The organism is Pseudomonas sp. D2002, assembly GCF_013385735.1.
In the GTDB taxonomy this organism is placed as follows: domain Bacteria; phylum Pseudomonadota; class Gammaproteobacteria; order Pseudomonadales; family Pseudomonadaceae; genus Aquipseudomonas.
On sequence record NZ_JACAPL010000010.1, the window covers coordinates 76,976 to 90,817 of the forward strand.

General features: G+C 55.7%; 9 protein-coding genes. 6 read left to right on the top strand and 3 right to left on the bottom strand.

The window, feature by feature from the left end; all coding sequences use genetic code 11:
• The first annotated feature begins 446 nt into the window (after positions 1 to 446).
• The 4 genes from HX783_RS20030 to HX783_RS20045 all read left to right on the top strand — a co-directional run bounded on the left by HX783_RS20030 (position 447) and on the right by HX783_RS20045 (position 7,348).
• Positions 447 to 2,168: a site-specific DNA-methyltransferase gene (locus HX783_RS20030; protein WP_177018003.1), complete on the top strand. Its 1,722-nt coding sequence runs from the start codon at positions 447 to 449 to the stop codon at positions 2,166 to 2,168.
• Positions 2,165 to 4,666, top strand: coding sequence for a DEAD/DEAH box helicase family protein (locus HX783_RS20035; RefSeq protein ID WP_177018004.1), 2,502 nt, complete (start codon positions 2,165 to 2,167; stop codon positions 4,664 to 4,666). The genes HX783_RS20030 and HX783_RS20035 overlap by 4 nt, the downstream gene beginning before the upstream one ends.
• 571 nt (positions 4,667 to 5,237) lie before the next feature.
• A complete protein-coding gene (locus tag HX783_RS20040) occupies positions 5,238 to 5,759 on the top strand; it encodes a hypothetical protein (protein WP_177018005.1) in 522 nt (173 codons plus the stop codon).
• 155 nt (positions 5,760 to 5,914) lie between these two features.
• Complete coding sequence (locus HX783_RS20045; RefSeq protein ID WP_177018006.1) at positions 5,915 to 7,348, top strand: glycosyltransferase family 39 protein; 1,434 nt, start codon at positions 5,915 to 5,917, stop codon at positions 7,346 to 7,348.
• A 15-nt stretch (positions 7,349 to 7,363) separates the two neighbouring features.
• On the opposite strand, the gene HX783_RS20050 is transcribed toward HX783_RS20045, so the two are convergent.
• The gene (locus HX783_RS20050) at positions 7,364 to 7,852 is read right to left on the bottom strand and encodes a TIGR00645 family protein (RefSeq protein WP_017139291.1); all 489 of its coding nucleotides are present in this window, start codon (positions 7,850 to 7,852) and stop codon (positions 7,364 to 7,366) included.
• Between the two features lie 162 nt (positions 7,853 to 8,014).
• Here HX783_RS20050 and HX783_RS20055 point away from each other — a divergent pair, with 162 nt between their 5' ends.
• Positions 8,015 to 9,838, top strand: coding sequence for a hypothetical protein (locus HX783_RS20055; protein WP_177018007.1), 1,824 nt, complete (start codon positions 8,015 to 8,017; stop codon positions 9,836 to 9,838).
• A gap of 135 nt (positions 9,839 to 9,973) precedes the next feature.
• On the opposite strand, the gene HX783_RS20060 is transcribed toward HX783_RS20055, so the two are convergent.
• The gene (locus HX783_RS20060) at positions 9,974 to 10,291 is read right to left on the bottom strand and encodes a hypothetical protein (protein ID WP_159960002.1); all 318 of its coding nucleotides are present in this window, start codon (positions 10,289 to 10,291) and stop codon (positions 9,974 to 9,976) included.
• A gap of 318 nt (positions 10,292 to 10,609) precedes the next feature.
• Positions 10,610 to 13,048: a Lon protease family protein gene (locus HX783_RS20065; protein ID WP_177018008.1), complete on the bottom strand. Its 2,439-nt coding sequence runs from the start codon at positions 13,046 to 13,048 to the stop codon at positions 10,610 to 10,612.
• Positions 13,049 to 13,329: 281 nt separating this feature from the next.
• Here HX783_RS20065 and HX783_RS20070 point away from each other — a divergent pair, with 281 nt between their 5' ends.
• The gene (locus HX783_RS20070; protein WP_016973832.1) at positions 13,330 to 13,818 is read left to right on the top strand and encodes a DUF3015 domain-containing protein; all 489 of its coding nucleotides are present in this window, start codon (positions 13,330 to 13,332) and stop codon (positions 13,816 to 13,818) included.
• The last annotated feature ends 24 nt before the right edge of the window (positions 13,819 to 13,842 follow it).

Genomic DNA, 13,842 nt, shown 5'->3' on the forward strand with positions numbered 1-13,842 from the left:
AGGACGGAACCAAGGGCGGACACTGCTATTGCCATGAACGCGACTTTGATCAACAAGCGCGGCCACAGATCGGCTTTCAGCTCGGTCATAACCGGATTGATATTGATGCTTGGCCAAATTGAAGGTCGAGCGTGAACACGGCACTCCTATAGACTTACTTTGCTGTTGATCTGGAAGCGGATGGGACGACCAGCTCTCGCTTAGAATAGGCGCGTAGACACATTAAGAGCCGTCCGGCTCCGTGGGCTGGCCCTGTTGACAAACCAACGTTCTCATACACCTCATCGACGGACTGTTGGAGCAGCACGGAAGCACTCAACCACTAAAATTTGCGCCGGAATAGCTCCGCAAAAAACTGAGAATTTTGATCAGGTGGGAGTATTCAGGGGAGCTTTAGTGGCAAACTGGGCGGTCAGAAGATCCTATCCGATTGAGACGCTTTAAGCATGGCCGATAATTATGATGACTATTCCCGTGAGCAGCTGTTACGCCTAATCCGTGAACGCGATCGTGCCCCTAGGCTTGGCCTTGTATGGGAGCGGGACGAAATTGACCACGACTTGTCGGTTAATAACGATTTTGTGGCACTGGATTGGGATGAAAAATTGTCTTGCGGAGATGGGCCGCAGCAGAACCTGATCATCGAAGGTGATAATTTCGACGCCCTGCGCACCTTGCGCATGACTCACGCCGGCCGTGTGAAAGGTATCTATATTGACCCGCCATACAATACCGGAAACCGCGATTTTATTTACAACGACCGTTTTATTGACAAGGATGATAATTACCGCCACACAAAATGGCTAGAATTCATGTTCAGACGGTTGGAACTAGCTAAGGAGTTGTTAGCTGAGGACGGTGTAATTTTTGTATCTATTGACGACAATGAGGTGTTTCACCTTGGCCTGTTGATGGAACAGGTGTTTGGAGAAAAAAATTGTTTGGCAAAACTGATATGGCAAACGGATGGAAATTTCGATAATCAAGCTAGATTTAAAGTCTGTCATGAATACGTGCTTGTTTATGCGGTTGCAGAAAGTCAGGTAGGAGCACCGCCTACAATCGACCCCAACGCAGAGGAGACCGGCAAGCTTTTCCGTGACGTGATTCGGAATACTATTGTGAAGAACGGCCCCAAAAACCCGGTCTCAGAAATCCACCTGCCTGCTGGTTTTCCCGCCGACTTTGAGAGCGGTACAATCCCCGCTCGAATCGACAAATGGCCGCACTTTCTCTCAGACGCAGTGATCGAGGACGGAAAGCTCTCGACAGCTGTCATAGTAAAGAGTGGATGGGCGAACAAGCACCTTTGCGAACGCTTTATAGCAACCGGATTTGCTCCAGTTTGGGATACAAAGAATCAACTCACAACGTTCAAGCTCACGAGTACCGGAGCGATAGAAAATGTGAAGGTGAGGTCTGAAAATCAATCACACGTCATTTCGGTGATCAAAAATGTCGGCAGTGTTCAGTCCTCGGGGGCTGATCTGCTTGCGCAAGGCATAGATTTCACATATCCAAAACCAGTTGGCTTGATCAAATATCTCATCAGCATGATTGAAGATAAAAATGCCTTAGTTCTCGATTTCTTCGCGGGATCAGGGACAACAGGGCAAGCAGTTTTAGAACTCAACGCCGAAGATGGTGGCAACCGCAATTTTATTCTGGTTTCTAACACCGAAGCGACGCCAGACTTGCCAACCAAGAACATATGCCGCGACGTGTGCGCAAAACGTGTCAGTCAGGCTGTTACAGGCTACCAGAGAAAGAAGGGCGGAACTGTTGCCGCGCTTGGTGGTAGCTTCGCCTATCTGCGTTGCCGTCGTGTTCCAGCAGCAAACGTATTTCGCAGCATACAACACACACAAATATGGACGGCGCTACAACTAATTCATGAGGTGCCACTTACTCTTTACAAAGCCGCGTCCTCCCTGCAAATAGCACAAGGTAAGCGTGGCCTATTTATCTATGTGCCGAAGATAAGCGAAACAGTGTTGGACTTACTAAAAACGGCTATCTCCTCCGCGCCGGAGGCTGTGATTTATTCCTGGCAACCAGCTTTGCTCGCGCAGCGACTGTACGATCCGCGCATTTCTTTCGAGCCAATACCAGCGTTTTTAGTCAACCGCTTCGGCGCAAGATCTACTGCTAAAGGAGGCCGCTCGTGAGCGCACCAGCACCCAAGGGTTACCAGCGCGAAGCGGTCAGCAATGCGCTAGAGATATTTCGTTATGCGGAAAACCAACTTCGGCAAACCGATGATGTTGCCAGCAAGGCAGCAGCCACAGCGTTTAACGGCTGCTTACTGCTAGAAGCACCTACAGGGTCAGGCAAAACCCTTATGGCAGGGATGATTGCCGAAGCCTTTGCTGCACCTGACCGCGAGAGCAATGCGCAAATTGTTTGGTTCTGGTTCACGCCATTTTCAGGGCTGGTGGAGCAGGCCAAAGGAGCCATTAAGTCCACATTTTCGGGTCTCCGCGTGCGGGACCTGCAAGGCGACCGTATTACACGAGGCACCAAAAGTGGCGATGTATTTGTAACCACTTGGGCATCGGTAGCAGCCTCCAATCCCGCGAAACGCAAAGTCCACAATGGAGGCGAATTCACGCTCGCACTGGATGAGTTGATCCAAGAACTGCGAAGTGACGGTTTCAGGATTGGCGTGCTAGTGGACGAGGCGCACCATGGCTTCGCAAAAGCACCGGAGGCCGTACGTTTCTATCGTGAAACACTGCGCCCTGAGTTCACGCTAATGATTACCGCAACGCCGGATGATCATGATGTGGAGAAATTCAAGACGGCCGCAGGTATAAGCCATTTACACCGAATTTGTGTTAGCCGTAAAGAAGCGGTGGACGCAGGGCTCATCAAAGACGGGATAAAATCGATTGCTTACCTTGCTGCGGACGATCAAAAAGCACTAGTTGACTTCGCTGCAACTGCGCTTGCCGACGGATGGAGCATGCACAACGCCGTCAAACAATGCTTGCAGTCCGCAGGTATCAGCTTAGTGCCCTTGATGCTGGTGCAAGTAAGCAATAGCAGCACCTCGGTGGATGAGGCCCGTACGCGATTAGCCGCGCTTGGCGTCCCTGACTCAAAAGTAGCTTGGTATACCTCAACCGATCCGAATGACGATTTGTTATCGGTGGCAATTGACGAAAAAAAGGAAGTGTTGATTTTCAAGGTTGCGGTGGCGCTGGGGTTTGATGCGCCGCGCGCCTTCACTCTCGTATCCATGCGCGGCGCGAAAGACACTGATTTTGGCATACAGGTGGTGGGACGCATTCTACGCGTTCATAGCCGTCTGCAGGGACCCACCCTGGAAAATACACTTCCCGAGCTGCTTCGCTGTGGATATGTGTTTTTGGCGGATGCCGCGAACCAAGTTGGGCTAGTCAACGCCGGACAAAAAATCAACTCCATTCAAAGCGAGTTATCTAAAGTTTGCCCATTCACCATGGTGGTGACGATCGCGGGCAGCAATGAGATTCAAGTCAACCAAAACGGCCAAACCCAACTGCTATCTGTGCCGTATGTTCCACACCCATGGCCAACACAGACGACAAATTTGAGCAATCCTACGGATGACAACTCAGGTGCCGTTCCGATAAACGACAATCCGCTTTGGAAGCATACGGGGATTTTGACGAATTTGGTTCTGATGCCCACGGACCCAGGGCCGAGAACACAGAAAAAATCAGATGTACTCCATTCACCGTCAGTTGCGCCTGGCAACCAGCAATATTACGCTCGCGCCGATCTGCCGCGCACCTACAAGTCAGAGAAACTGCCTCTGTCTACCGGAGACTTATTGAACTGCATTGCGGCCAACATCGGCATTGACGATAAGGTGTTTAACGCAGGGTTTCGCCAGTCGGTAAAGGTGACTCGGCAGACAGTCGACTTGTTTGTCAAAGACAGCGATCACATGGAGGCTATGCAGGCTCGCTTGTCTGATTTGGAAATGGCGCGACGCGCGCAAAACGTGTTGTTCGATGCCGAATATTTAGACCCACGTGACCTCCATAATATCTTGTTAAGTCGGCTCAAAACTGAATACAACCATCGTGGCATTGATACGGATGACGCGGGCTTGGAAAACGCTTTGAACCGCATCATGGCCACTTACCCTAATCTCATTCGCTTGGCTGCGCGTGGTTGTGCGGCCAAATTTAAGGAAGTGTTTGATGCGGCCCCTTTGCCCCAATTTGTGGAGCTACCTGCAGGTTCAAGGAAGTCACGCCATAATATCTATGGTGTGATGCCTCAAGATTTAAATGGGCCAGAGAAATTATTTGCGGAAATGCTTGATTCTGACACCTCCGGATCGGTGGAATACTGGTTCCGTAATGAACCACGTAAGCCGTGGTCAATTGGTATTGTGATGCCAGGAGGCGAACGCTACTTTCCTGACTTCGCAATCAAGGTTGCAGGCCGTTCTGCGGGTGACGGCATCTTACTGGTGGAAATTAAAGGCAATCACATCCTAAACGGTGACGACACGCTGGACAAAATACTGGCATCCCACAAACTATATGGGTTGCCTGTGATGCTTGTTCAGGACTCTGGAGGGCGCTTCATGACCGTGAAGCACATCGAGAAAACAGGTCGCAATGAGCAGGATCAGATTTTCAGGATCGAAAGCCTCTCAGGGTATTAGTTTGCATATTTCAAAATAGTTATTAACACGCCTGCGGCGGCTAATGGGCAACTCTGGAAATGGTTGCTTCAATACTCCTAAGGCGAAAGATACAGTCGAAGGCTATGGGAGGTGTCCTGAAAACCACCTCCCGTATTTCCACTTGCATCGGTTGATGGGTCGACTTTAGCCGAGATAAAACGGAAACGAACGAAGCTGATCTAAAAACCAGATTTTACCGGGAGAGAATAGACTGAGGGTAGCACCTTTGTACTGTACCTCGATGACCCAACAAAGAAACATCTAGCGATCGTAGAAGCGGCGTACTGACTCTTGGCAAAGTGGGCTGAATAAACATCTCACTTTCTAGGCTCACGGTACGACGCATAATGATCCGAGCAAATGCAAACGGGTGGTCAATTAGAATATGCAGTATTCCAATTGGTATTGGGGGAAAAAATAATTCGTAATTAACACTATAAATAAAAACTTGCGAAATCAATTCCCCCCAGTTCAAAGCATCGGCAAAACGCACTTAGCGCGGGTTTTGTTGTATCTGGGGGTCGGAAAACCCGCAGTAAACGCTGCAAGGATGAGCACTGAGTTGAATAAAAATTCCTACGCCTACCTGATACCCGTCGTCATTGGCGCGCAAGCTGTCCTGGCCTTCACGCTGATCTGGCAAATCGGCATCTGGCCGACGATTCACTTCAACGCCTTGGCTGAAAAAGCCTGCCTGATCGCCTCGTTGTGGGTGACGCTGGTTGCGGTCGTGCTGCTGTGGCGCTACAAGAAGCCGCTTATCCAGCAGAAGAAAAAACGCGAATGGCCGAAGCTGGTGCTTGGGGTGTTTATCGCCAGTGGTGTGGTGCTGGTGCACCTGTTTGCAGCGGCGATTTACCTGACGAGTGCGGTGCCCGGCAGCTACATCAGCACGTATGAATATTCGCCGTCCGGACGCTATAGCTGCAGTGGTATCAAGGTGTTCGACGCGCAGTTAAACAAACGCATCAAAGTCTGTCAGCCGGGAGGGAGCTACGGCGGCGGTCAGGCTCGCGTCGATAAACGCAGCGGGCCTCTGGGGATAGTGGTGACATCGTCCGCGTTGCTCTGATCGCGGAAATGGCTGGAACGCCTGCCTCGGTTTCTCCTCAGCGAGCCTTACAAAAAACTGACACTCATTCATGAAATATTCAGAAGTGCTGACAGATACTACCCGATCGCCACGGCCGTTCCCCCGAACGGTCCCTTGCTTCGGTAGCCAGAACCATGACGCGTCCCGCTCCTCTGCTGCTCCTTCTCGCCGGTTTGTTGTTCTTCTTTGCCCTCGGTGGCCATGAGCTGCAAGGCTCCACCGAAGCCCGTGTCGCCGGGATCGCCATGGCCATGCACCTGGACAATGACTGGGTCATCCCCCGCCTGTTTCGCGAGCCCTTCCTGGAAAAACCGCCCCTGAGCCTGTGGCTGGACGCCGGTGCGATTCGCCTGTTTGGCGCAACCAGCGGGGCCGTGCGCCTGGCGTCGGCGTTTGCCGGGCTGTTCAGTGTGATGCTGTTTTACGCAATGCTGCGCAGGTTCGGGCGGCCGAAAAACATGGCGTTCTGCGCTGCGTTGATCCTGGCGACCATGGCCAGCTACTGGGGCAATGTGCGCGGCGTGGGTGAAGACTCACTGCTGAGCCTCGGCGTGACCACGGCGCTGCTGGCGTTCTACCAGGCCGTGCGGCCCGAGCGTGAAGGTTCCAGTGTGTGGGCCTGGGCGTTGTTTACGCTCGGGATGGTCATTGCGACCTTGAGCAAAGGTGTACTGGGCCTGGCGATGCCGGGCATTGTGATTTTTGTGTACCTGGCCAGCACCAGCATCATGGACAAACGTCTGCGCATCGGTGACTGGCTCAAGCCAGCGCTATTCACGCTGCTGGCGCTGGTGCCGCTGCTGATCTGGCTGGGGTTCCTGTTCCAGCGCGGCGGCATGCAAGCCGTGGCCGAGGTGTTGTGGACCAACAGCGTCGGGCGTTTCAGCGGCTCGTTTGTCGAGGCCGGGCATTACGAACCGTTTTACTACTACATCGCCAAACTGCCCGAAGCCTTCCTGCCGTGGAACATCCTGGTGTACCTGGGCCTGTGGCACTTCCGTAAAAGCCTGGTACAAAACCGCTACCGCCTGTTTTTCAGCGTGTGGCTGGTGGCGCAGTTCACCCTGTTGACGCTGGCGTCGAGCAAGCGCGTGGTTTACCTGATGGCGCTGACACCCGCCGCTGCGGTGCTTGCTGCGGAGTACGCGGGAGTGGTGTTGGAGTGGCTCAAAGCGAACAAGCCGGCGCTGTACCGTTATCACCGTGGCGTGATCGGCGGGGTGTTCACGCTGCTGATCGTCAGCTACATGACCGCCGCCTTCTGGTTTGCCCCCAAGGCCGACAAACGTGAGTCTTTCGTACCGGTGATCAGCCAGGCCAAGGCCTTCCAGACCGAAGGCAAAGAGGTGGTGTTGTTCCAGCCCAACGAACGCATCGCCGGGGCCAGCGTGTTTTATCTGCAGGCCTACTTGCCGATCCTGCAAACCGAAGCTGAGCTGCGCAGCTATCTTGCGGCCAAACCCGGTAACGTGGCGTTGCTGGATCGCACCGAGCAACTGAGCGAGAAGGTCACGGTCATCAAGGAAATGTCGATCAACCGCCAGCCTTACTTCTTCGTCGAGCAGTAAGGCCGGCGCAGGGCATCAATGCTTGGTGAGCTTGTCCAGGTAACCCATGGCAAACGCCGAGACCACGAAGGTCATGTGGATGATCACGTACCACATCAAATGCTGCGGATCGACGTTCTTGGCGTCCATGAAGATTCGCAGCAGGTGAATCGACGAAATCGCCACGATGGAGGCGGCCACTTTCATCTTCAGCGATGAAGAGTCCATGGTGCCAAGCCAGTTGAGCTTTTCCTTGTTCTCATCGATATCCAGCTGCGAGACGAAGTTCTCGTAGCCGGAAATCATCACCATCACCAGCAAGCCGCCCACCAGGGCCATGTCGATCAACGACAGCAGCAGCAGGATCACTTCCGACTCCAACATGGTGAAGATGTTAGGCAGGACGTGGATGATTTCCTGGAAGAACTTCAGCGCCAGAATCAGCAAGCCCAGGGAAAGCCCCAAGTAGATCGGCGCCAGCAGCCAGCGTGAGGCGTACATAGTATTTTCGATAAAGCGTTCCATTGGATCTCACACAGCTATGCTAAAAATGGCCGCGAGTATACCAGCCGCGTCCAAACACCTGTAACCGCGAGAAAACTGACCTGGGCGGCATCTGTAAGAGAATTTTTCTGCTAGTGTCGAGCCCATCAAATCAGCTCAATGCTGTGGAACAGGAAAACTCAGATGATGGATGTGCGATCCCCTTTGGCCTCTTTCGGCCTGTGTGCGGTGTTGCTGATGGCCGGCGGCTGCTCCCCCAAAGAAGAGCAGAAGCAGGCCACCCTCGAAGAGAAAACCGCGAAATTCGAGCAATCGCTGGACAGCATTCAAGACCCCAAACTGCGCGATGCCATCGCCGACCTTGGCGGCTCGCTGCTGTTGCTGGAACGGGCGCGAACCAAGCTGGCCACCAAGCCCATCGAAGCCGAATACGGCGAAGACACCCTGGCCCTGCTCAAGCACTACCCCACGCCCCAAGCCTTGGTCGACACCTACATCAACGGCCTGTTCGTGCTGCGCAAAGCCTCGCATTCCGACTACTTGACCGACTTGCAGCCGGTGTTTCCGTTCAACTTCAACACCCCGGACCAATTCCCCTTCCCCCACGGCCTGGAATGGCAGTCGGTGACGTTGAGCAACAACAAAGTCATCCCCTTCCAGCCGGAATGGTCGGAAACCGATCCGGGCATCCAGCTGAGCCCCAGCAGCTCCAACCTGACCAACCCCGATGACCTGACGGTGACGTACCCGTTCATCGAAGGCGTGGAGACCGAGAACAAAAGCCAGCCACAGCCCGTCAGCCTCAAGGGCGCGGTGGAGGTGGTGGCGCCGGGCAAGGTGTTGACCTTCGACTTGACGAAAAAGGACGTGGGCCACAAGCGCACCGAGGGCAATATCACCCTCAACCTGCTGCTGCTTGAGAAAAACTACGCCGAGATCGAGCTGACCAACAGCGCGCCACTGGCGCCGGAAGTCGGCGACGAATCGCCGAACCCATTGCTGGTGCAAGCGCGCGACAGCACCGGGCAATTTCTTACCCGCTCGGGTTCGATCAACGAAAACGCCGCGCAAGTGGCGTTCTACGAAAAACAATTGGCCGAGATGCAAAAGCAGACGGCCTGGTCGGACGCCTTTGAAAAGCAACTGACAGACGAGCAAAAAGCCCTCGAACACAAGCAGACCAGCCATTACGCCAAGGTGTACTTCAATGGCCTGATCGAAAACCTGCAAGTCAACGTGCTGGATTTTTCCAAGGCCACGCTCACCCGCAAAGACCTCGACCTGCCGGTGCTGCGCTTCGACAAGAACAGCCTGCAGAGCACCGTGCAAGCCTTGCCGATGCCGGTCACGGTGTATGACGACAGCGCGCCGAGCTGGCTCAAGGATGCGTCAATGACCGAGGAGCAGCTGAAAAAAAGCGTCACCATCAGTCAATCGACCGAAGACGCCAGCGCCGCGAAGATCGTGTTTGACCACCCGTTCACGTTCAACGACGACCTGGTCGGCGCCGAGCGCAACAACAGCGATGCGCCGATTACCTTCTTCACGGCGGACGACAAAGGCGAACGCGGCGAGCCTATTGAGCTGCCGACTGAAGCCTTTGAGATGAATGCAGGAAGCGGCACGCTCACCTACGACCTCAACCTGTTCCCGGAAACCCCAGCGTTTGCGGTGGGTTCGGTGCCGCTGTTCCTGGCCACCATCGAGAAAGCCACGATTGATATCGCCAAGCTGCCCAAGGGCCTGTCGCTCAAGGACAACGCGCTGATCGTCGATCAAAAGGAATTTCCCGCCGACAGCTGGCGCTTCTACGCCAAGGACGCCAGTGGCAACTACCTCAAGGAAATCCTCAGCGTCAGCCACCGCGCCGAGGAATACGGCACAGCGCTGTTTGACGTGCATTATTTCTACGGCCAGCCGACCACACTGGAAAGCTACCAGCGCACCGACCTCGACACCGTGCAATACGGTTTTGAGGTCAAGCTGGACAAGCCCGAGAGCAAATAAGCCTTAGTGAACCGATCGTTCCCACGCTCTGCGTGGGAACACATCCTGTGACGCTCCGCGTCACCCCGCGCAAGGCTGGAGCCGCACGCAGAGCGTCGAGGGCGGCGTTACCACGCAGAGCGTGGGAACGATCATTCACAAGGCTAGGCGCTCATGTCCGCCGTTGAGCTGTCGCAGATGGGCCTGTAAGTGCAGGCACCAGATCTGCGGGTCATCCGCCAGCTCATAGCCGTGCAGCGTCAGGCTTTCGACGATTGATCCCAGAATGGTTTCTGCCACAAAAGGCCCATGGAACGGGCCTTGGGACTTGATGGTGGAAGGCTGTTCACCGGTCATTCCGGCGGCAAACAACAACGTCCACATCCCGTTATCCCCCGCGAGAGGGCGAATGGAGCATTCGATACGGGTGACCAGGCCCAGGCATTGGCGGGTAAGGCAAAGGTTGCGCGGCATGGCGGCGACCCTCGGTAGATCGGTGTTCAACCTCAATTACACGGCGAGGCTGTCTCTATCCTGCGACTCCAGTGGATATCCTTAGAACTCAGAATAGAAGAAAACCAGTACAAACCAAGGTTGTAGGGACCAACGGGCGTTGGTGCCGTAGATTAGAGTCAAAATTGTGGCGAATTAGCGGAGGATTCCGAATGTGCCGACGATCCAATGTGGGAGCGGGCTTGCTCGCGAATGCAGTCTGTCAGACACATTGATACTGACTGATCCACCGCTTTCGCGAGCAAGCCCGCTCCCACATTAACCGCGTGCTGACAACAATCAGGTTGGCTTGGCTTCGGCCAGCGCCTGCTGCGCCAACTCCTTCTCGGCCTCCTTCAGATCATCCTCGCTGATCATCTCGGCAATCGCGCGCAAACGCTCGACCACGCGCGCATTCACGCTGCCTTCGGGGAATTGCCCTTCTTCGTCCGGCTCACCCGCAGGCTCACCGACCAACAAGCTCAACGCCTCATCCGCCTGACGCACGGCATAGATGTGGAACTGCCCGTTGCGCACGGCCTGCAGCACCTTCTCGTCGAGCATCAGCGTGGCGACGTTGGCCTGCGGAATGATCGCGCCTTGCTCACCGGTCAACCCGCGCGCTTCGCAGAGGCGGAAGAAGCCTTCGATCTTCTCGTTGACCCCGCCCACCGCCTGCACTTCACCGAACTGGTTGATCGAGCCGGTGATGGCAAAGCACTGCTTGAGCGGCGTCTTCGACAAGGCCGAAATCAAGGTGCATGCCTCGCCCAAGGATGCACTGTCGCCGTCCACGTACCCGTAGGACTGCTCCAGCGCGATACTCGCCGAAATCGCCAACGGGAATTCCTGGGCGTACCGGCTACCGAGGTAACCGGTGAGGATCATCACACCCTTGGAGTGGATCGGCTGGCCGAGGTTAACTTCACGCTCGATGTCGACAATGCCGCTGCCGCCCGGGTATACCGTGGCGGAAATCCGTGCCGGCACGCCGAACGCCGAATCCCCCACCTCCAGCACCGTCAGCCCGTTGCACTTGCCGACCGCCGCACCGGCGGTATCAATCAGGATCACCCCGGCGAGCATGTCGTCGAGAATCCGCGCCGATACACGACCAGTGCGCGTGGCCTTGGCCTTGAGCGCGCGCTCGATATGGCCGGCATCGGTCATCTCATCGCCTGCCAGGTGGCGGATAAAGTCCGCCTCGCTGACCAGTTGAAACAGGTCGCCGATGCGCGCCGACAAACGCCCCTGGTGTTCAGCCAAACGTGCGCTGTAAGTCGCCAACCGCGCGACCGCGTCCGACGTCAGCGGCGCCATGCCTTCTTCCGAGGTGCGGGTTTTGAGCAACTGGGCGAACTGCTCCAGGCTTTCGTCGACCATCGGGATGTCTTCGTCGAAGTCCACCAGTACGCGGAACATCTCCTGGAAGTCCGGATCGGCGTCTTGCAACGCGTAGTACAGCTGGCGCGAACCGATGATGATCACCTTGACCTGCAACGGAATCATTTGCGGGTTAAGCGTCACGGTGGCCAAGCGGCCCAGCTCACCCAGCGGCGATTCCATCTTCAGCTTGCGCGACTGCAGGGAACGCTTGAGGGCGTCCCACACAAACGGCTCGCCGAGCATTTTTTCGGCTTCCAGGATCAGGAAACCGCCATTGGCACGGTGCAAAGCGCCCGGGCGCAGTTGGCGGTAGGTGGTGTACAGCGCGCCCTGGTCGGTGCTGTATTCAATACGGCCGAACAGGTTGTCGTAAGTCGGGTGCGGCTCAAACACCACGGGCGCGCCGCCGTTGACCGGGTGGCCGACCACCAGGCTCGGGCAGTATTGCTCTTCGAGCAGCTTGCGCGCCTGGGCGTCGGTCTTGGCGTCATCCACCAATTGCTCGACCACGGTTTTGAGCAGGTACACCTGCATGGCTTGCAGGTAACCGCAGACGGCGGCGTTTTCCGCGTACTTTTCCGACAGCGGCGCCAGCAAAGGCTGCAGGGCCAGGGTGATGGTTTCTTCGTTGAATTGGCGCAGTTGGTTGTTCGACTCGCGCTTCCACTGCGGCAGGCTGGCCAACTCTTCGTTGAGGCGTTCTTCCAGCTCGGAAATATCCGTGTGGAAGCGCTCGCGATCAGCTTCCGGCAGTTGCGAAAACTCCGCTTCGTCCAGCGCCTTGCCGTCGAGCATCGGCGTGAACGCGATGTTGGAGCTGTCGCGGTACAGCGCCACGTCTTTTTCCAGGGCCAGGCGTTCGATCACGTCCAAGGCCTTGTCGTAACGCTGGTTGAAGGCACGGTCGATGGCGCTTTTGCGCTGTTGATAAGTCGGGTGTTCGAATACCGCCGGGAAGGTGGCGACGAGGTTATCGACCAAAGCGTTGATATCGGCGATGAACGCCGCCGCGCCGCCGCCCGGCAATTCGAGGGCACGCGGCTCGCGCGGCTCATCAAAATTATTCACGTAGACCCAGTCCGCCGGGGTCTGCAGGCGTTTGCCTTCGGCCTTCAGGTAGCGTTTTACGAACGAAAAGCGGCCGGTTCCCGGCTCGCCCATGACAAACACGTTGTAACCGGGGCGTGGCATGGCCACACCGAACTGCAAGGCTTCAACCGCACGTTCCTGGCCAAGCACACCGCGAAAGGGCTCCAAATCATTGGTGGTCGAGAAGCTGAACTGTTCAGCGGAGAAAGGGCGAGTCAGCGCTTCGGGCGCTAGACGCAAGCTGGCAGCAACAGGATCAGGCATCGGGCTTCCTTACATCAGGCGGGGCAGATGACGGCATTCTGGCTCCCGGTTACGCGCTCTGGCAAGGCGCGACTTTGGGAAAGCATAGCCAGGGGATGGGTCTTACAAAAAAATCGCGGCGGCTGTTTGCAAAAACACTGTTTGTTTTATAAAAAATCACGGAACCCCTGGAACGTGCCTAAACTCCAAACTGCGCGGGTTGGACTAATAACTGGCCCCTAGGGCGCTATGAAGTGCCTGAACCCTTGTCCATTGGTTTTGCACACAAAGAGAACAAAGCTATGAAACGGATCCTTCTTGGTACTCTCTTCACCGTCGTCTCCCTCAATGCAATGGCTGAAGCACCCGGTGGCCCGAACTGCGGTTGGGGCAACATGTTGTTCGAAGGCCAGCGCGGTACTCCTGCGCACTTCCTCGCTTCCACCACCAACGGTACCTCCGGTAACGCCACCTTCGGCATGACCTCTGGCACCAACGGTTGCAGCACCAATAGCGCCCTGACCTACGGCGGCAAGTCCTGGATTGCCATGAATGGCATGATGAACGAGCTGTCCGAAGACATGGCCAAAGGCAACGGCGAAGCACTGACCACCTACGCGGTGGTACTGGGCGTTGCACCGGAAGATCGCGAGCACTTCGCTGCCGTGACTCACGAGCACTTCCAGCAGATCTTCAGCAAAGCTGACGTAACCGCTGACGACGTGCACAACAACACCCTGGCTGTACTGAAAAGTGATGCCCGCCTGGCGAAATACGCTACCCAGGCTTAAGCTCGACCCGCCCGCGCCTTTCGA

Coding starts and splice junctions, on each gene's coding strand:
- HX783_RS20030 (WP_177018003.1), top strand. CDS start 447: ATGGCCGATAATTATGATGACTATTCCCGTGAGCAGCTGTTACGCCTA.
- HX783_RS20040 (WP_177018005.1), top strand. CDS start 5,238: ATGAGCACTGAGTTGAATAAAAATTCCTACGCCTACCTGATACCCGTC.
- HX783_RS20045 (WP_177018006.1), top strand. CDS start 5,915: ATGACGCGTCCCGCTCCTCTGCTGCTCCTTCTCGCCGGTTTGTTGTTC.
- HX783_RS20050 (WP_017139291.1), bottom strand. CDS start 7,852: ATGGAACGCTTTATCGAAAATACTATGTACGCCTCACGCTGGCTGCTG.
- HX783_RS20055 (WP_177018007.1), top strand. CDS start 8,015: ATGATGGATGTGCGATCCCCTTTGGCCTCTTTCGGCCTGTGTGCGGTG.
- HX783_RS20060 (WP_159960002.1), bottom strand. CDS start 10,291: ATGCCGCGCAACCTTTGCCTTACCCGCCAATGCCTGGGCCTGGTCACC.
- HX783_RS20065 (WP_177018008.1), bottom strand. CDS start 13,048: ATGCCTGATCCTGTTGCTGCCAGCTTGCGTCTAGCGCCCGAAGCGCTG.
- HX783_RS20070 (WP_016973832.1), top strand. CDS start 13,330: ATGAAACGGATCCTTCTTGGTACTCTCTTCACCGTCGTCTCCCTCAAT.